Origin of the sequence: Malonomonas rubra DSM 5091, from assembly GCF_900142125.1 — a bacterium.
Classification (GTDB): domain Bacteria; phylum Desulfobacterota; class Desulfuromonadia; order Desulfuromonadales; family Geopsychrobacteraceae; genus Malonomonas; species Malonomonas rubra.
In genome coordinates this window covers 296,602-315,575 of record NZ_FQZT01000002.1, presented here as the reverse complement: position 1 = coordinate 315,575, position 18,974 = coordinate 296,602, and the positions used below count along the sequence as shown (strand labels likewise).

Genomic DNA, 18,974 nt, shown 5'->3' with positions numbered 1-18,974 from the left:
AGAGGATTTATGACCAAGGAAGAACAGGAAAAAGCGCGCCGCGGGCGCGAAGCCATTTTCGGTGATGGGGTGCAGGGGCTGCGGAACAGGCGCAAAACCAACTTTGGTGTCTGGCTGCTGTTCGCGCTGGCTTTCCTGTTAACCCTGATTATCGTTCCCAAGGGGGGATTGATCCCCGAATACCACGACCCGGGCGAGATCGCTTCGCGCGATATCAAGTCTCCACGTGATCTGCTGGTGGAGGATAAACCGCTGACAAGGGCCAAGCAGGATGAAGCCTGGGCCGCGGTCCCACCTGTTTATGATTACCAGACCACGGCTGGTCGCCAGGCGGTGGAGCGAATTCGCAGTGGCTTGCAGCTGCTGCTGGAGCTGCGCAACGTGGAGAACCCGCCGGCGCAGAATGAATTTTTGCCGCAGCTGGAATCTGATTTCGGCGTCCCATTGACTGAAACCGAGTTCAGTGCCCTGATCGATCTTCCCCTCGATCCGCAGATTCCCCATCAGGCCAGCGAGCTGCTTGCCCAAGTTTTCGAGCGACCGATCGTTGCCAACCTGCAGGTGTTTGAAGCGGATCGGCGCAAAACCATTCTGGTTCGTGATGTCACCACTGGCGAAGAGCTTCCGGGCGGTGTTTTGGAACGGACCTTCGGCTTGAATGAAGCTCTGGAGCAGGCGAAGGCGCTACTCGGTGAGATGGCCGGGCTGTCACCGGTGCAGCATCAGACATTGCTTAAATTGGTGCAGCAGCAACTCCGACCGAGCCTGGTGTTCAACGAAGAGGAGACCAGCCGACTGCGGCAGCAGGCGCGGGACGAGGTGAAACCGGTCCTGTTCCAAGTGAAAAAGGGTGAGATGATCGTCCGCGAAGGCGAGCGGGTGAGCGCGGACCAGATCCTCAAACTGCGTGCCATTCGTGAATCGGGGCGGGATAACCGCAGCCTGCCGACCGCGTTCGGCCTGCTGTCCTGTACCGTGCTGCTGATTTATATCGGCTATTTCTACGCCCACAGCAATATCCGTAAGTTCCGGCCCGATTCGCGCGACCTGTTATTTCTGGCGATGGTCATGCTGGCCTTGTTTATGCTGATCAAGATTTCGATCTTTATCGCTACGGCCCTCGGCAATACCTTTGCCTATATTGATTCCAGCGCCTATTTCTATGCCATTCCTTTTGCCCTCGGTGCCATGCTGGTGCGGATTGTCCTCAATGCCGAGACGGCGCTGCTGTTCTCGATCTGTACCTCGATTCTGGTTGGGGTGCTGTTCGGCAACAGCCTGCCTATGGCGTTACTGGCTTTGGTCAGCAGCCTGGTTGGTGCACATGGTGTCCGGCATTGCCAGGAACGTTCGAGCATCTATCGTGCCGGCATGTGGGTCGGTCTGGCCAATGCGGCATTGTTGATCGGTATTCACTTCCTGGCTGGGCGAGGTTTCGAGCTGTTGCTGGCCTGGAAAGTTTGTTTTGGTTTGTTCGGCGGTCTGCTCAGCACCGTTTTCGTCACCGGTACCATTCCGCTGGTCGAGGCGATGTTCAAGTATACGACCGATATCAAGCTGCTCGAACTGGCGAACATGAACTCGCCGGTGTTGCGCCAGTTGATGGTCGAAGCACCGGGCACTTACCATCATTCGATTCTGGTCGGCAACCTGGTAGAGGCTGCGGCCGAGTCGATTCACGCTAATCCTCTGTTGGCGCGGGTTGCAGCTTATTACCACGATATCGGCAAGATCAAAAAACCGCTCTATTTTATCGAGAACGGTGGCCGGCAGCGTAATAAGCACGACAAGCTGGCGCCATCGATGAGCGCATTGATCCTGATGTCCCACCTGAAGGACGGGGTCGAACTGGCAAAGGAGCACAAGCTTGGGCCGGAGCTGATCGACATCATCCAGCAGCACCATGGCACTTCGCTGATCAAGTTTTTTTACGACCGGGCAAAAACCCAGACCGATGCCGATATGCCGCAGCCGGATGAACGGGACTACCGCTATCCCGGCCCCAAACCGCAAACCCGGGAAGCGGCGCTGATTATGCTGGCTGATGCCATCGAGGCAGCCAGCCGTACTTTGCAGGACCCGACGCCGGCGCGGATTCAGGGGATGGTGCAGAAGCTGATCAACAACATCTTCATCGACGGTCAGCTGGATGAGTGCGAGCTGACACTGAAAGACCTGCACTTGATCGCCAAGAGCTTCAACCGGGTGCTGGCGGGTTCTTTCCACCACCGGGTCGATTATCCTGAACCGGTACATATCGTGCGCGAAAAGGCGGAAGTGAAGGAAGACCCCGAGAAGAATGGCAAAGCTGAAAAGGAAGAGAAGCCTGTTGTCGAAGAGAAGGTGAAAGAGAAGCATGAGGATACAGATCGAGAACCGGCAGGGGAAGCAAAAGATCCTGAAGCGGCCGCTGCGGAAGATAGCCCGGAAGATCTTAAGCGTCTCGGGATTTCCTGAGGCCGAGTTGTCGATCCTGATCCTCGACAACGACGGTATTCAGGAAATCAACCGCGACTACCTAGAACGGGATCGACCCACAAACGTGATCTCATTCGCCATGCAGGAGGGCGAGGGGAGTGGTTTGCAGCCGTTGTTGCTGGGGGACGTGGTAATCTCCGCTGAGCGTGCTGCCAGTGATGCTGCCGACGCAGGTGTTCCTTTCGAACATGAACTCAGTTTTCTCCTGCTGCATGGAATTCTGCACCTGCTTGGCTATGATCATGAGCGGGGCAGCGAGGAGGAAGCAGAGGAGATGGAAGCGCGCGAGCGGGAAGTCTTCGCCCTGCTGAAAAACGAATTTTTATCTGCAAATGGCTATTTAGTGCAATAGGATGGATCATCGTGGAAAGTGACAATTCGCAGGAACATTTAGGCTGGTCGTCGAAATTGAAGCGCCTGTTTCGTGGCCGTCCGGAAGCGAGTTCGGAAGAAGAACTGCAGAATCTGATTGATGCTTCCGAGCAGAGGGGGATTATTGACGAAGATGAGGGGGATATGCTCCAGTCGATTCTGGAGCTGGATGAAACCATTGTCCGTGAGGTGATGGTGCCACGCACCGACATGGTCTGTGTCGATGCCGATGAGCCGTTCCACAAAGTCCTCGATGCCGTTCTTAAATCCGGCCATTCCCGGATTCCAATCTATAAAGAGAACAATGACAACATCATCGGCCTGGTTTATGCCAAGGACCTGCTACGTTACTGGGGGCAGCCGATCGATGAGATCAACCTGGAAGAGGTCTTGCGCCAGCCGTTTCTGGTGCCGGAATCAAAGCTGGTCAGTGATCTTTTGCAGGAATTTCGTAAAACTCAGGTTCATATCGCTATCGTCATCGATGAATATGGCGGCACTTCGGGGCTGGTGACGATCGAGGACTTGATCGAAGAGATTGTTGGCGACATTCAGGATGAGTACGATCTCGAGGACGAGTGGCTGATTGAAGAGGAGGGTGGCACCGTCCTCGTCGATGGGCGGCTCAATATTGAAGAGTTCGAAGAGCATTTCGAAATCGAGGTCGAGCGGGAAAAGTTCGATACCGTCGGTGGTTATTTGGTCGAACACCTTGGACGGGTGCCTGCTGTCGGTGAGCATCTTGTTATCGATTCTCTGGAGTTTCAGGTGGAGGCCGGTGACCAAAGGGCGATCAGGCAAATTCGGGTTCTACCGCTGGATAAAGAAGAGGTGGATGAGTTGTGAACCGTTTGCCCGGGTTCGACAGGACCTTGATTTTTTCAGCCGCTTCCGGCCTTCTGCTGGCAGCGGCTTTTCCACGTCCGGATTTCTATCCATTGGCATGGATCGGCTTGATCCCGCTGCTTCTTGTCATGCGCAAGCGGCCTTTCGCTTCCGGTTTCGCCTGTGGCTTCAGTTTCTTTGCCAGCGTACTTTATTGGTTGAACCTGGTGATGACCACTTACGGCGGTCTGAACTGGATTTTCGCCCTGCTCGCCTACCTGTTCCTGATAGTTTACCTGGCGCTCTATTTTGGTGCTGCCAGCTGGCTGTCCTGTTCGCTGGAAAAACATTTTAAAATACCGGTGCTGTTGAGCATGCCGGTTGCCTGGGTGGCACTGGAATATCTGCGCGGCATGCTTCTGACGGGTTTTCCCTGGGCGCTGCTCGGTTATTCCCAGCACGATTTTTCTGCAGCGATTCAGAGTGCCGATGTGACCGGGGTGTTCGGTGTCAGCCTGCTGCTGGTGGCGTTCAATTGTGCGCTGGCATGGATCATCCGGCAACCACGCAACCGTTGTGCCTGGCTGGGGCTGGCCGGAACTCTGGCGATGACAGTGACCCACTGCGGCTACGGTGTCTGGCGGCAAGGCCAACCGCTTGATCTGAGACTGGATCAATTACAGGTTGCACTGGTCCAGGGGAATATTGATCAAGCGATCAAATGGGATCCTGCCTATCGGCAAGCAACACTCGATAAGTATCTCAAGCTTTCACAAGAGGCCGGAGCAGGGAATCTCGATCTGCTGATCTGGCCGGAAGCAGCGACACCGTTTTTTCTGCAGGAAAAAACTCCGCAGGGCGAACAGGTTCGGCAGGTTCCGCAAGGTTTGCAGACGAATCTGCTGGTCGGAAGCCCGGCTTATGAAAAGTTGGCTGATAAAAACTACCGCTATTACAATCGGGCTTATCTGCTTTCTCCTGCAGGGGAAGATGCTGGATATTCAGATAAAATCCATCTGGTGCCTTTCGGTGAATATGTACCTTTGGGACGGTTGCTGACATTTATCAATAAGCTGGTTGTGGGTGTCGGTGATTTCGCCCCGGGAACTGTCAACCCGTTATCGCTGAATGGGCATCAGCTTGGAGTGCTGATCTGCTATGAAGTGATTTTTCCTGAACTGGCACGTGATTATGTGCGACAGGGTAGTGATCTGTTGGTCAACCTGACCAACGATGCCTGGTTCGGCCGCTCGTCAGCGCCCTATCAGCACTTGGCAATGGCGCGTTTCCGTGCAATTGAGAACCGTATCTGGCTGGCGCGTTCTGCAAATACCGGGATTTCCGGTTTCATTGCTCCTTCTGGAAAGGTGACGGCAGCGAGCCCGCTTTTTAAAGAGCTGGTGGTTTCAGGTCGAGTCGGTTTGGGGAGTCAGCAGACTTTTTATACCCGGTTTGGGCCGGTGATGGCGCAGGGGTGTTTGGCTATGACTTTTCTCGCTTGTGCCGGGTTGGTTTGGAGGATTCGGCGGGAATTGTAGCTTTCCTGTAGACAAAAACCGGCTTTGCGTCCCGTCAGCCACTTTTGGCTTATCGATTTTCTAATCTTCAAAGAAAATTCTATTGGTTTTCTTTAACGCTTCTGTTCTTTCCGCTATACTTTAACGCTCAACTCGTTGGAGCTAAAAAGATGCGGATCATTTTACCAGCACGCGTATCTCCTCTGCTGTTCTGCTTGGCTGCGGTATTGTTGTTGCCGCTTTTTGCCTGGGCGGTGCCGGTTGGCTCTCCCTCCATGGCGTGGGGCGAGATGGGGATGGGCGTGTTCGGCGGTCTGGCGCTGTTCCTGCTCGGCATGGAGCAGATGACCGATGCATTGAAGGCTGCAGCCGGGGCACGGATGCAGAAGATTCTCGGTCATTTAACAGCCAACCGTTTCAAGGGCGCTTTCGTTGGGGCGATGGTGACAGCGGTAATTCAGTCGTCATCGGTGACAACGGTGCTGCTGGTCGGTTTTGTCAGCGCGGGGCTGATGACTTTGAGTCAGTCGGTGGGTGTCATTATGGGTGCCAACATCGGCTCCACCATCACCGCGCAGATTGTTGCCTTTAAGGTAACCAAGCTTGCGCTCGGGTTCATCGCTGTCGGTTTTACCCTGCTGTTTCTTGCCCGGCAGGACAAGTTTAAGCAATATGGTGGTGTTCTGCTCGGTCTGGGGCTGGTGTTCTTCGGCATGAACGTCATGAGTGAGTCGATGTATTCGCTGCGCAGCTACCAGCCTTTTCTCGACTTGATGGTGCGGATGGAGACTCCGTTGCTGGGAATCCTTGTTGGTTGCCTGTTCACAGCGCTGGTGCAGTCTTCGGCGGCGACTACGGGGATTGTTATTGTCATGGCCAGCCAGGGATTTGTTACTCTGCCGGCCGGGATTGCAATGGCCCTCGGCGCAAATATCGGTACCTGTTTTACTGCCTGTCTGGCGTCCCTCGGTAAGCCCCGACCAGCACTGAGGGCTGCAGCAGTTCATGTTGTCTTTAATGTGCTCGGTGTGTTGATCTGGGTGGCTTTTATCGATCAGTTGGCGGAATGGACGCGGTCGATTTCTCCAGCTTGGGAGCATTTTAACGGCGTAGCACGGTTGGCAGCGGAAACGCCGCGACAAATTGCCAACGCCAATACCTTGTTCAACGTCGCCAATACTTTGTTGTTTATCGGCTTTACTCCTTGGTTGGCAAAATTGGTTACCTGGGCTTTGCCGGACAAGGAATGCTTGGATGAACGAGTGATCATCAAGCCGAAGTTTCTTGATGACGATCTGCTCGATACCCCGTCGATGGCGCTTAGTTTGGTGCGGATGGAGATCGGGCATCTCGGTCGCCAGGTGCAGTTGATGCTGGTGCAGTCGCGACTCGGGCTGGAGGAGCGAAACGAGCAGATATTTGCCGAGGTGGAAAAGGCAGATGATGCGGCGGATATTCTGCACAGCGAGATCGTCGCCTATCTGAGCCGTGTCGGTAAGCGGGAGTTGAGCAAGGAGCAGGCTGAGGAGTTTTACCAGTTAAGCCAGATTGCGGATAATCTTGAGAGCATCGGTGATGTGCTGGAGTCCGACTTGAGTGTGCTTGGACGTAAAATGATTAAGCAGCAGATGCAGCCAAGCGAAACTATGCTGATGATTCTGTCGACATTGCATGAATGGATCTATCGTGCTCTGGAAGCTGCAGTGAAGGCGGCCGTTGAGAAAGATCAGGTGGCGGCACAGGAAGTTGTCGCTATGCGTTCGGAAATTAACCAGCAGATAGAGGCCGCACTGCAAAGGCAAGTCAGCAGCCTGGCGCAGAGCAGCGCGGAACGATTGGCCACCCTGCAGATGGAATTTGAACTGATCGATAAATTGAAGCGGATTTATACCCTGACAAAACGGATTTCCCGGATTGTCCTGCCGAAAGATGTTTAATGCAGGATGGAGTTGACAGGATATTGGCTTCACGGCAGTATCCTGTCGGTTTTTGTTTTTTGTACGAAGGATTTGCACTATGAAACAGATGGAAAAAGCAACCGCGATTGTCCCGGCCCGTTACGCCTCGACCCGGTTTCCCGGTAAACCGCTGGCGCTGATCAAGGGTGTGCCGATGATTCAGCATGTCTGCCATCAGGTCTCCAAGGCATCAACCGTCGACAGGGTGATTGTTGCCACCGATGACCAGCGGATTTTCGATGTGGTCAAGGATTTCGGCGGTGATGTCATGATGACCCGCGGTGACCATCCGACCGGCACTGATCGGCTGGCCGAGGTTGCAGAGAGGATCGAGGCTGACCTGATCGTTAACGTGCAGGGAGATGAGCCGCTGATCAACCCGAAGATGATTGATCAGGCGGTGCAGCCGATGCTCGATAACCCGAAAATCAAGATGGGTACCTTGGCCGGGCGGATTGATGAAATCGATGATTTCTACAGTCCGAACGTGGTCAAGGTGGTCAAGGATAGTGACAACCTGGCGCTCTACTTTTCCCGTGCGCCGATCCCCTGGCCGCGTGACTTGTCACGCGATGAACTGGCGCAAAGTCTAGATAAAGTGACCCTTTATCGGCACATCGGTCTTTATGTTTACCGCCGCGACTTTCTTTTGGCCTATCCGCAGATGAACAAAACGCCGCTGGAGGCGCTGGAGAATCTGGAGCAGTTGCGGGCGCTGGAGGCTGGTGTGCGGTTGTATGTTGCGGAGACCGAGTATTCCTGCCACGGGGTCGATACTCCGGAGGATCTGGAGCGCGTTTCCCGCCTGATGTCGGAAGAAAACTATCGCTAAATCAGTGCTTTGAAAAGTATCTCTCGAGGTGGAGAGTTTTTTGCAGGATCGGGGGTTTCCTTCGGTCCTGTTTCTGTGTAGAATCAGCCTTTCGGCCTGCCCCGGACGGGCAGCTCAGACATCAAATTTAAGGAGCAGGATTGACGATGAAGACGAAGTTTCTCTTTGTCACCGGCGGGGTTGTTTCCTCCCTCGGTAAAGGTTTAGCCGCAGCATCGATTGGGGCATTGATGGAGGCCCGTGGACTGAAAGTTTCGATGCAGAAGATGGACCCCTATATCAACGTCGATCCCGGGACTATGAGTCCGTTCCAGCACGGCGAAGTTTTTGTTACCGATGACGGTGCAGAAACTGATCTCGACCTTGGTCACTACGAGCGTTATACCCGCGCCAAGTTGTCGAAAAAGTCGAACTTTACCACCGGTCAGGTCTACGATTCGGTTATCCGTAAAGAGCGTCGTGGCGATTATCTCGGCGGCACCGTCCAGGTCATCCCGCACATTACCAACGAAATCAAGCATAAGATTCTCGAAAACGCCAAGGGGGTCGACATCGCCATTGTGGAAGTCGGCGGCACCGTTGGTGATATCGAATCGCTGCCGTTTCTGGAAGCGATCCGCCAGTTTCGTGCCGATCGTGGCCGTGAAAACGTCCTCTATATTCACTTGACCCTGGTGCCCTATATTCCCACCGCCGGCGAGCTGAAAACCAAGCCGACCCAGCACAGCGTCAAGGATCTGCGCGAGATCGGCATCCAGCCCGATATCCTGCTTTGCCGTTGCGACCGTGAAATTCCCCGCGATATGAAGGGGAAAATCGCGCTGTTTTGTAATGTGCCGGAGGACGCAGTTATTACCGCACGCGACGTGCCGACCATTTACGAGGTTCCGAAAGCCTTCCATGACCAGGGGCTTGACGAGCGGATCGTCGATTATCTGAATATCTGGACCAAGGCCCCCGACCTCTCGGAGTGGGAGCGGATCGTCGGCCGGGTGAAGGAACCAGCCAGCGAAACGACCATCGCTATTGTCGGTAAGTATGTTGGCTTGACCGAAAGCTATAAATCCCTTGCCGAGGCATTGACCCACGGTGGTATAGCCAGCAACTGTCGTGTCAATCTGAAATATGTTGATTCCGAAGCGCTTGAGCGGCATGGAATCAACGGCTCTTTTGACGATGTAGACGGTATCCTGGTGCCGGGCGGTTTCGGCGAGCGGGGTAGCGAAGGCAAGATCGCTGCGATCCGTTACGCCCGTGAAAACAAGCTGCCATTTTTCGGCATCTGCCTCGGCATGCAGATGGCGGTTGTCGAATTTGCCCGGTACGCCTGCAGTATCGAGGACGCCCACTCTTCCGAATTTCAGGAAGACGCCAAGAACGCGGTCATCCACATCATGGAAGAGCAGAAAAAAATCAAGGGCAAGGGGGGGACCATGCGTCTCGGTGCCTATCCGTGCGATCTGGCAGAAGGAACTCTGGCTCGGAGGATTTACGGCACCGATCATCTGACGGAGCGGCATCGCCACCGTTTTGAGTTCAACAACGATTACCGCGCCAAATTGCAGGAGTGTGGACTGGTCCTGTCCGGTATCAATCCGGAGTCGGACCTGGTCGAGATCGTCGAGTTGGAAGATCACCCCTGGTTCCTCGGTTGCCAGTTCCACCCGGAGTTCAAGTCTCGGCCGATGGAACCGCACCCGTTGTTTGAATCGTTTGTCGGTGCCTGTTTAAAGAAACGTCAAGGATAGATGATGAAACAAGTTGATCTCGGTTCGGTCAGTTTTGGTGGATCTAAACCCCTGACACTGATTTCCGGGCCCTGTGCCATCGAAAATGAAGATATGACCCTGCGGATTGCAGAAGGGTTGAAAAAGATCACCACTGAGGTCGGCTGCCAACTGGTTTTCAAGGCCTCTTACGACAAGGCGAACCGCACCTCCGTAACCTCGTTCCGCGGTCCCGGTATGGACGAAGGCTTGCGTATTCTGCAGCGGGTCAAGGATGAATTCGAGTTACCGGTGATCTCCGATGTGCACGATGTGACTCAGATTGCAGCGGCAGCTGAAGTCCTCGATATTATCCAGATTCCGGCTTTTCTCAGCCGCCAGACCGACCTGTTGGTCGCTGTCGGTGAAAGCGGCAAAGTGGTCAACGTGAAAAAAGGCCAGTTTCTTGCGCCATGGGACATGAAACACGGGATCAACAAGATTACCTCGACCGGTAACGAAAAAATTCTGCTGACCGAGCGGGGAGCTTCTTTCGGCTACAACAACCTTGTGACCGATATGCGTTCACTGGTGATCATGCGTGAGATGGGTTACCCGGTTGTTTTCGATGCCACTCACTCGGTACAGCTGCCGGGCGGAGCCGGAGGTTCTTCCGGTGGCCAGCGGCAGTATGTCGGTGCTCTGTCGCGCGCTGCGGCAGCGACCGGAATCGATGGCCTGTTCTGGGAAGTGCACGAAGATCCGGACAATGCGTTGTGTGACGGCCCGAACTCGCTACCCCTTGCCCAGGTCAAGGGAATGTTGCAGCAGGTGCTGGCGATTGATGCCATTTTCAAACAGGACAGTGAGGCGTAAAAGTGCTGATCGAAACCGCAAAAAAGGTGCTGCAGATCGAAGCAGATGCTGTGCTGGCGCTGCAGTCGCGACTGGACGGCGATTTCACCCAGGCTGTTGAGATGATCCTTGCCTGCCAGGGGAAAGTGGTCGTCACCGGTATGGGCAAGTCGGGACTGATCTGCCAGAAGATTGCTGCAACGATGGCTTCGACCGGAACGCCGACTTTTTTCCTCCATCCGGCGGAAGGTATTCACGGCGACCTCGGTATGCTGGCCAAAGGTGATGTGGTGATCGCCATCTCCAACTCGGGTGAAACCGAGGAGGTCTGCCGCATTCTCCCTGTTATCAAGCGGATGGGCCTGCCGTTGGTCGCGATGTCGGGTAACCCGAACAGCACGCTGGCGATTGCCGGCGATGTCCACCTCGACATCAGCGTTGCAGAAGAGGCTTGCCCGCTCGGCCTGGCGCCAACAGCCAGTACAACTGCAACTCTGGCGATGGGAGATGCCTTGGCAGTTGCGTTGCTTGAACAGCGTGGTTTTAAGGAAGAAGATTTCGCTCTTTTTCATCCGGGTGGCGCTCTCGGCAAAAAGCTGCTGCTGCGAGTTGAAGACCTGATGCACGTAGACAACCAAATTCCGCTGGTTGCGCCGGAGATGTTGCTGCGCGATGCCCTGTTTGAAATTACCAGCAAGCAGTTGGGAATCACCGGGATTGTCGCGGCCGATGGTCAACTTCTCGGTGTTTTTACCGATGGTGACCTGCGGCGGATTATGGAAAAAGGGCTGGATAGTTTGCAGTTGCCGATTTCCGAGGTAATGACCACTTCACCGAAGCGGATTCTGCGGCGAAACCTGGCCGCAAAGGCACTGCAGATTATGGAAAAACATTCGATCACATCGTTATTCGTTTTCGATGATGACGAGAGTCAGGTTCCGGTCGGTATTGTGCACCTGCATGACCTGCTGAAAGCGGGAGTGGTGTGATGGATGAAAAACTGGCGAAGATCAAGCTTCTTCTGCTTGATGTCGACGGCATTATGACTGATGGCCGCATTATTTACGACAATCAGGGGAATGAGTTAAAGGCATTTGATGTTAAGGACGGGCACGGCCTGAAGATGATTCAGCGCGCCGGCATCAAGATCGGCATCATCACCGGACGCGAGTCGGGGGTGGTTGCGCGACGCGCGGCAGAATTGGGAATCGACATCCTTTATCAGAAGGCACTGACCAAGCTCGATCCCTATAAGGAGATTCTGGGTGCGGAAGGGTTGACCGATGAACAGGTCGCTTACATGGGCGATGATGTCGTTGATCTGCCGATTCTGCGCCGGGTCGGTTTCAGTGCAACCGTTGCCGATGCTGTACCGGACGTTCTTCCGCTGGTTGATTATGTGGCCACTCGTCCCGGCGGGCGTGGTGCTGTCCGTGAAGTATGCGATATGTTGCTGCGGGCGAGCGGTCAGTGGGAAGAGCTGACCGAACGTTATTTCAAGGCTTAGTGTAAGTATTAGCAAATATTTACAATTCTGCGCGTCGATGATATAAATCTGGAAAAGGTGGACCTTAGCCAATGATGAATTTGCGCCGTGTGCTGGCATGTTTGATTCTGCTTGCCGTGCTGGTGCTGGCAATAGTTATCTGGCGCCATGGACGATCTCTTGATCCGGTGGAAGTGCTGGAGGCGTTGCCGGAGCAGGTTGATCTTTCACTGGAAAAGCTTCACTACACGCAAAACGAAGAGGGGCGCCGTAGCTGGACTCTGGATGCGGAAAGAGCCGAATATCAGCGTGACACTGGCCTGGCTGAGCTGGGCGATCTCAGCTTGACTCTCTACGAAAGCGGTCGTTTTGGCGATGTCAGCATGACCGCCGAGCACGGTACATTGCAGCAGGAGCAACGATTGGTCGAAGCCTGGGGCAACGTGGTTGTCACGACGGCCACTGGTGAACGCTTGACGACCGAGCGACTGATTTATGATGGCGGCAAAAAGCTGCTGACGACTGACGAACCGGTGACGATCACCAACCGTCGCATGGAATTGAAAGGGACCGGCTTACAGGGAAACCTGGAGCAGGGTCGGATGCTGTTGAAAAAAGATATCTGGATGCTTTTGCTGCCTGAAGAAAGGAAAGCCGAAAGCGATGAATAAACTGTCCCTGTTTATCTGCTGCAGCTTGCTGCTATGGCTGTCCGGTTTTTCTTTTGCGGCAGAATTGCCGAAACCTTCGAGTTTGCCGATTGAAGTGACGGCAAATCAGCTTGAAGCTGATCAACAGAAGCGCCAGGCGATCTTTACTGGCGACGTTGTGGCCAAGCAGGGAGACGTTACCCTCTATGGTGACAAGATGGTTGTCTATCAACTGGATGGCCAGGAGCAGGTCGATCGGCTTGAGGTTTTCGGTCATGTGCGGGTCGTGCAACTGGATCGTACTGCGACAGCGGAACGAGCTGTTTATCGTCAAGTTGCAGAGACGTTGACCCTTTATGGAAATGCCGAGGTGCATCAGGGGCAGAACCGGGTCGCCGGTGATGAAATAATTGTCTACCTGCGGGAAAATCGTAGCCTGGTGAAAAGCGGAGACAGCGGTCGGGTCAAAGCGATCCTTTTCCCGCAACAGAAACAGGAGCAGCAGTGAGCCGAACTCTGCGGGCAGAAGGGCTGCGCAAAACTTATGCAGGGCGTGAGGTTGTTTCCGGTGTCGATCTGCATGTCGAGTCGGGGCAGGTAATTGGCCTGCTCGGTCCGAACGGTGCGGGAAAGACCACCAGTTTTTACATGGTTGTTGGTTTAGCGAGCCCGGATCACGGGGCCGTCTTTCTTGATGACCAGGAAATTACCGGTCTGCCGATGTACCAGAGAGCACGTTCCGGGATTTCCTATCTGCCGCAGGAAGCTTCGGTTTTTCGCAAATTGACAGTGGCGGAGAATCTGCTGGCAATTCTGGAAACTCTTGATCTGTCTGTGGCACAGCAGCAGGAGCGGCTGGAAGAACTGCTCAGTGATCTGAATATCGGTCACATCCGTGACTCAAAAGGCTATGCCCTGTCGGGCGGTGAACGCCGCAGGGTCGAAATAGCCCGTTCGCTGGTGCTGGAGCCGGCATTCCTGCTACTGGATGAGCCATTCGCAGGGATCGATCCGATTGCTGTTATCGATATCCAGTCGATCGTTGAAGAGTTGAAGCAGCGAGGCATCGGCATTCTGATTTCGGATCATAACGTGCGCGAGACTCTCGGTGTTTGCGACCAGGCGTATATTTTGAACCAGGGCAAGGTGCTCGAGTATGGAACCCCTGAGCAGATCGCCCAGAGCAGTGTGGCCCGGGAAATTTATCTGGGTGATAAATTTAAACTCTAGGTATCGCTGACAAAGAGAGCTTTTTGCTAACGACAATGGTAGAGTAGCGGAAATAACGCTTTTCAGCTTTTACGATAGAAGGATATATGGCGCTCGATCTTCGATTACAGGTTAAATTGAGTCAACAGCTGGTGATGACGCCCCAGCTGCAGCAAGCGATCAAGTTGTTGCAGCTTTCGCGGGTAGAACTTGCTGACGTCGTGACTGAAGAGTTGGCGGAAAACCCGCTGCTGGAAGAAGGTGTTGATCCAAAAGAAGAGCGTGACGAACTTTCCACCGAGTTGGAAAAAGAGCCGGTTTCCGATGTTGAAGTTTCCCCGGAGCAAGAGGTTAAGGCCGAAAACGAGGGAATGGAAGACATCGACTGGCAGACCTATCTTGAAGGGTACAGCCTCAATAGCAGCAGCCCGCGTGACAGTTACGAAGATCAGGAAGAACGCCCCTCTTACGAGAGCCTGCTGACGAAAAAAAGCAGTTTGGTTGACCATCTGATGTGGCAACTGGGCCTGTCGAAAGTTGGTCAGGATGAGCGTTTGGCTGCGGCTGAAATTATTGGCAATCTGGATGATGTCGGCTATCTGCATGCTTCGATCGAGGAGCTGGTCGAAACTTCCGGGCGGAGCGTTGAAGTTGTCGAGCAGGCGTTGCAACGGGTGCGCATGTTTGATCCGGCTGGTGTTGCTGCACGTAACCTGCAGGATTGTTTGCTGCTTCAGTTGGAGCGGATGGAGTTGGGCGATTCCCTGGCTGCAGTTATTCTACGTGACTACATCTCCGAGCTGGAAGGCCGCAAATACCAGGTTATTGCCAAATCATTGAAAACTCCTCTGGATGAGGTGCTGGAAGCAGCCAAGCTGATCTCGGAACTCGATCCGCGCCCCGGCCTGCAATACAATGAAGAGGATATCCACTATATCGTCCCCGATATCTACGTAAAGAAAGTCGGCGATGAATATGTCGTCACTCAGAACGACGAGGGACTGCCGAATCTGCGGATCAACTCTCTCTATCGCAGCGCTTTGACCAACAGTGATTCGGTCGACAAAAAAGCGAATGAGTATATCCAGGACAAAATGCGCAGCGCCGTCTGGCTGATCAAGAGCATCCACCAGCGTCAGCGCACGATTTATAAAGTCACCAAGAGTATCGTCAAATTCCAGCGCGCGTTTTTCGATCATGGTATCGAGCACTTGAAACCACTGGTCCTGCGCGACGTGGCGGAAGATATCGAAATGCATGAATCGACTGTCAGTCGGGTGACAACCAACAAGTATGTTCAGACACCGCAAGGGTTGTTTGAACTGAAATTTTTCTTTAATAGCGGCATTAACACAGCTGATGGTGATTCTGTCGCTTCAGAAAGTGTCAAGAGCCGGATTAAGGAGATTATTGCTGGGGAAGATCAGAAAAAACCGTACTCTGACCAGAAGATTGTGACTCTGCTGAAGGAGCAGGATATCAACATTGCTCGGCGGACGGTCACCAAGTACCGCGAAATGCTGGGCCTCGGTTCGTCGACCGAACGCAAAAGATTGTTTTAACTCGCAGTTTTCTGTTCGATTCTGCGTTATACTTAAATGACCTACACCCGGGTTTTGACAACCCGTTTCTCGAAGGAGGAGAATATATGCAAATTGCCGTTACCTTCCGTCACATGGAAAGCAGTGAAGCTGTACGTACTTACGTGGAAGAGAAACTGGCCAAGGTGAAGAAGTATATTGACGAGCCGATCGATGCCCAGGTCGTGCTGTCGGTGCAGAAGAAGATTAATCATAAAGCGGAAGTGACCATGGTCGCTAAAGGGCTGACCATGAAAAGCGCTGAAGAAAAAGATGATATGTACGCCGCCATCGACCTGATGGTTGACAAGATTGAGCGGCAGCTGAAGCGTTACAAGGAAAAACTGAAGCGCCACAAAGGCTCTACCGGGACCCAGCGCAAGGTGGAAAAAGCTGTCATTGCTGCACCGAGTGTTGATGAGGGCCATGAGAACCCGGAAATAATTCGCAGCCATTCTTTCTTTGTCAAACCGATGTCGGTGGAAGAGGCAGTGATGCAAATGGACCTGCTGGATAAGGACTTCCTGGTGTTCACCGATGATCGTTCCGAAGAGATGAACGTCGTTTATCGTCGCAAGGACGGTAACTACGGGCTGATTGTCCCGCAGGGGAGCTGATTAAACACGGACGGGTAATTTCATTTTATGCGATGAAATTATCCGTCTTTTTATTCTGTTTTAGAAAAAGAAGATGAGTATGAAGATATCTGAGTTGCTTAACCCTCAAGCGATCGTTGCGGATCTACAGGCACGAGAAAAAGATCTTGCTCTGGCCGAATTGACCGATGCATTGATTGCCGGCGAACCCTCGCTCAATCGGGACGAGGTGATCGAGGTTCTGCAGGAACGTGAAAAACTCGGCAGCACCGGTATCGGTGACGGGGTGGCAATTCCGCACGGAAAACTGGCGGGTATTCCCGAATTGATGCTGGCTTTTGGCAAGAGCTCCGCAGGAGTTGATTTTGAATCGATGGATGGACAGCCTGCCCATCTGTTTTTCCTGCTTGTCGCGCCGGAAGAATCGGTCGGTGTGCACCTGAAAACACTGGCGCGGATTTCCAAACTGCTGAAGGATCCGGCCGTGCGTCAAAAGCTTATGGATGCGGAAGATCCGCAAGCCATTTATCAGGTCATTCTTGACGAAGAGGCTTAAGCCTGATAGGTAAGAGGGACACCTCTTTGGGCCTGCAACCGCTGCGTGCGTCAATTTGGTTGCAGGCCTTTTTTCATATGGGCGTTAAACATTCAATGACCGGGTTAAATCATGGCTGAGTTGACGATCCAGGAAATTCTTGACGAAGAAGAGGCGGGGCTCGATCTCGAGATCCTTTCCGGAGCAGAAGGCCTCACCAATGTCGTTACAGTACCGCGGATACAGAAGCCGGGGTTGGCATTAGCTGGGTACAGCAGCAGTCTGCATCCGGATCGGATTCAGGTGCTTGGGTCGACCGAACTGAGTTTTCTTTCCAGCATGTCGAAAGAACAGGCAATCGACCAGCTTCGGGCGATTCTCAGCCGCAACCTGTCCTGTCTGATTGTTACTAAAGATCTGGATGTTCCCGACTATCTGGTTGAACAGACAGAAACATATAAAACGCCCCTCCTGCGCACTCGCGCGTTAAGTTCAACATTTATTTCCCTGATTACAAAATTTCTCGAAGAGCGCCTGCTGCCAACATCGACCCTGCATGGGGTTCTGATCGATATTCTTGGCGTGGGTGTGTTGCTGCAGGGGAAAAGCGGTATCGGGAAAAGCGAATGTGCTCTCGATCTGATTCTGCGAGGTCACCGTCTGGTCGCTGATGACGTCATTAAAGTTCGGCTGAAGCTGCCATCGGTTATCTTTGGTGAAGGGATGGATCTGCTGCATTACCATATGGAAATCCGTGGCTTGGGTATCCTTAACATCAAGCATCTATTCGGGGTGGCTGCTATCCGTGAGCGGAAGAAAATCGATATGGCTATCGAACTGGTGCCCTGGGAGGATGGTCGGGAGTACGATCGTCTCGGATTGGAAGAGCAGACCTTCAACATTCATGGCGTTGAATTACCCTTTATGCGTATTCCGGTTGGCCCGGGGCGCAACGCTGGAACCATCGTCGAGGTAGCGGCACGTAACCAGCTACTGAAAGAGATGGGTTATCACAGTGCACGCGAATTCCAGGATTTGCTGGAAAAACGGATGGCTGAAGCCGCACGTTTGCATGCTCATACCATTATTGGAGATAACCTCGAGTGAGCCGTCGTCTGCTGATCATAACCGGCCTCTCCGGCTCTGGGAAAAGTACCGCTGCCAGAGTGCTGGAAGATCAGGGCTTTTTTGTCGTTGATAATCTGCCATTCGTCATGCTGCCGGAATTCATCCAGCATGCACAGGATGGGCTGGCTGAGGCGACCGATGTCGCGGTGGTTATTGATGTCCGCAACCGCGAATTCCTGGCTGATTACCGGGTGACGTTGAAACAGCTGGAAAAAACAGGTTGTGAGGTCGAAATCCTGTTCTTTGAAGCCTCCGACGAAGCGCTGCAGCGTCGCTACTCGGAAACTCGTCGTTCCCATCCGCTGGCCGCTGAGGAGACGGTGCAGGCCGGGATTGATCGAGAACGGCAACAGCTGCGCTCTTTACGCAATCAGGCGACAAAGATTGTCGATAGCAGCAATCTTAATTCGCGTCAGATGCGTGATCTGATATTGAACTTCATCGGTGAAAACAGTGATTCGCAGTTGATCGTCAACCTCGAGTCGTTCGGTTATCGTTATGGCTTGCCGCCTGCCGCTGATCTTGTTTTTGATGTCCGTTTTTTGCCGAATCCTCACTATATTGAGAATCTGCGACCCTTGACCGGCCTGGATCAGAAACTTCGGGATTATGTTTTGGGGCAGCAGGCCTGTCAGGATTTCAGGCGCCACCTTGACGGGTTACTCGCTTTTTTGATCCCTCATTATCGCGAAGAGGGGAAGAGTTATCTGACTATCGCTATCGGCTGCACCGGGGGGCGACATCGCAGTGTCTCCCTGGTCGAGGCGCTTTACGCCGATTTTCCCGACTCAGAAGTTGTCCTGCGGATCAATCACCGGGATGTCGCTAAAGGTTGATTTATGATCGGTATCATCGTTGTTACCCACGCTCAACTGGCAGGCGAATTTATCAATGCCGCAGAATTGATCATTGGTCCGGCAGAAAAACTTCTGGCCGTCAGTATCGATCGCAGTTCGGCGCTCGAGGCAGCGCAAGAGCAATTGTCCCATTCGGTGCAGATCGTCGGTGAAGACGGTGACGGAGTCCTCATTTTGACCGATATGTTTGGTGGTACACCGACCAATATCAGTGCTGAGCTTCTGTCGCCCGGCAAGGTTGAGATTGTCACCGGTGTTAACCTGCCTTTACTTTTGAAAGCGATCAGCGGTCGCAGGAGCCAGGCACTTGAAGCTTTGGCTGCCATGCTCAAAGACTACGGCCGTAGCGCCGTGATGCGACCAATGGAAATGTTATGATTGTTGCTGGAG

Annotated in this window: 19 protein-coding genes; all 19 read left to right on the top strand. The window is 53.4% G+C overall.

The features are described 5' to 3' along the window. The first annotated feature begins 9 nt into the window (after positions 1-9). Complete coding sequence (locus BUB13_RS04295; protein WP_072905952.1) at positions 10-2,457, top strand: HD family phosphohydrolase; 2,448 nt, start codon at positions 10-12, stop codon at positions 2,455-2,457. Beyond that, positions 2,357-2,830 carry an rRNA maturation RNase YbeY gene (gene ybeY, locus BUB13_RS04290; protein ID WP_072905951.1) on the top strand — a complete coding sequence of 158 codons (474 nt, stop codon included), beginning with the start codon at positions 2,357-2,359 and terminating at the stop codon, positions 2,828-2,830. The genes BUB13_RS04295 and ybeY overlap by 101 nt, the downstream gene beginning before the upstream one ends. Positions 2,831-2,841: 11 nt before the next feature. Next, entirely contained in the window at positions 2,842-3,696 is an 855-nt protein-coding gene (locus BUB13_RS04285) for a hemolysin family protein (protein WP_072905950.1), read from the top strand. Further along, a complete protein-coding gene (lnt, locus tag BUB13_RS04280; RefSeq protein WP_072905949.1) occupies positions 3,693-5,213 on the top strand; it encodes an apolipoprotein N-acyltransferase in 1,521 nt (506 codons plus the stop codon). The genes BUB13_RS04285 and lnt overlap by 4 nt, the downstream gene beginning before the upstream one ends. A gap of 149 nt (positions 5,214-5,362) precedes the next feature. Next, positions 5,363-7,129 (top strand): Na/Pi cotransporter family protein, encoded by a 1,767-nt coding sequence (locus BUB13_RS04275; RefSeq protein WP_072905948.1) that lies wholly within the window; start codon positions 5,363-5,365, stop codon positions 7,127-7,129. 88 nt (positions 7,130-7,217) lie between these two features. Further along, complete coding sequence (gene kdsB / locus BUB13_RS04270) at positions 7,218-7,982, top strand: 3-deoxy-manno-octulosonate cytidylyltransferase (protein WP_072906217.1); 765 nt, start codon at positions 7,218-7,220, stop codon at positions 7,980-7,982. A gap of 146 nt (positions 7,983-8,128) precedes the next feature. Further along, entirely contained in the window at positions 8,129-9,730 is a 1,602-nt protein-coding gene (locus tag BUB13_RS04265) for a CTP synthase (RefSeq protein WP_072905947.1), read from the top strand. Further along, positions 9,731-10,564 (top strand): 3-deoxy-8-phosphooctulonate synthase, encoded by an 834-nt coding sequence (kdsA, locus tag BUB13_RS04260; RefSeq protein WP_072905946.1) that lies wholly within the window; start codon positions 9,731-9,733, stop codon positions 10,562-10,564. A 2-nt stretch (positions 10,565-10,566) separates the two neighbouring features. Then, a complete protein-coding gene (locus tag BUB13_RS04255; protein WP_072905945.1) occupies positions 10,567-11,532 on the top strand; it encodes a KpsF/GutQ family sugar-phosphate isomerase in 966 nt (321 codons plus the stop codon). Further along, positions 11,532-12,050, top strand: coding sequence for a KdsC family phosphatase (locus tag BUB13_RS04250; RefSeq protein WP_072905944.1), 519 nt, complete (start codon positions 11,532-11,534; stop codon positions 12,048-12,050). Before BUB13_RS04255 ends, BUB13_RS04250 begins: the two co-directional genes overlap by 1 nt. A gap of 71 nt (positions 12,051-12,121) precedes the next feature. Beyond that, positions 12,122-12,700, top strand: coding sequence for an LPS export ABC transporter periplasmic protein LptC (gene lptC / locus BUB13_RS04245; protein WP_072905940.1), 579 nt, complete (start codon positions 12,122-12,124; stop codon positions 12,698-12,700). Next, positions 12,693-13,187 (top strand): lipopolysaccharide transport periplasmic protein LptA, encoded by a 495-nt coding sequence (gene lptA / locus BUB13_RS04240; protein WP_072905938.1) that lies wholly within the window; start codon positions 12,693-12,695, stop codon positions 13,185-13,187. The genes lptC and lptA overlap by 8 nt, the downstream gene beginning before the upstream one ends. Beyond that, complete coding sequence (lptB, locus tag BUB13_RS04235; RefSeq protein WP_072905936.1) at positions 13,184-13,909, top strand: LPS export ABC transporter ATP-binding protein; 726 nt, start codon at positions 13,184-13,186, stop codon at positions 13,907-13,909. Before lptA ends, lptB begins: the two co-directional genes overlap by 4 nt. Positions 13,910-13,995: 86 nt before the next feature. Continuing rightward, positions 13,996-15,450, top strand: a complete 1,455-nt coding sequence (gene rpoN, locus BUB13_RS04230; RefSeq protein ID WP_072905934.1) for an RNA polymerase factor sigma-54 — start codon at positions 13,996-13,998, stop codon at positions 15,448-15,450. A gap of 86 nt (positions 15,451-15,536) precedes the next feature. Further along, positions 15,537-16,085, top strand: coding sequence for a ribosome hibernation-promoting factor, HPF/YfiA family (gene hpf / locus BUB13_RS04225; RefSeq protein ID WP_072905931.1), 549 nt, complete (start codon positions 15,537-15,539; stop codon positions 16,083-16,085). A gap of 79 nt (positions 16,086-16,164) precedes the next feature. Further along, entirely contained in the window at positions 16,165-16,620 is a 456-nt protein-coding gene (locus BUB13_RS04220; RefSeq protein WP_072905930.1) for a PTS sugar transporter subunit IIA, read from the top strand. A 111-nt stretch (positions 16,621-16,731) separates the two neighbouring features. Continuing rightward, positions 16,732-17,706, top strand: a complete 975-nt coding sequence (hprK, locus tag BUB13_RS04215; protein WP_072905928.1) for an HPr(Ser) kinase/phosphatase — start codon at positions 16,732-16,734, stop codon at positions 17,704-17,706. Further along, a complete protein-coding gene (rapZ, locus tag BUB13_RS04210) occupies positions 17,703-18,563 on the top strand; it encodes an RNase adapter RapZ (protein ID WP_072905926.1) in 861 nt (286 codons plus the stop codon). The genes hprK and rapZ overlap by 4 nt, the downstream gene beginning before the upstream one ends. Before the next feature lie 3 nt (positions 18,564-18,566). Further along, on the top strand, positions 18,567-18,962 hold the full coding sequence (locus tag BUB13_RS04205; RefSeq protein ID WP_072905924.1) for a PTS sugar transporter subunit IIA: 396 nt from the start codon (positions 18,567-18,569) through the stop codon (positions 18,960-18,962). The last annotated feature ends 12 nt before the right edge of the window (positions 18,963-18,974 follow it).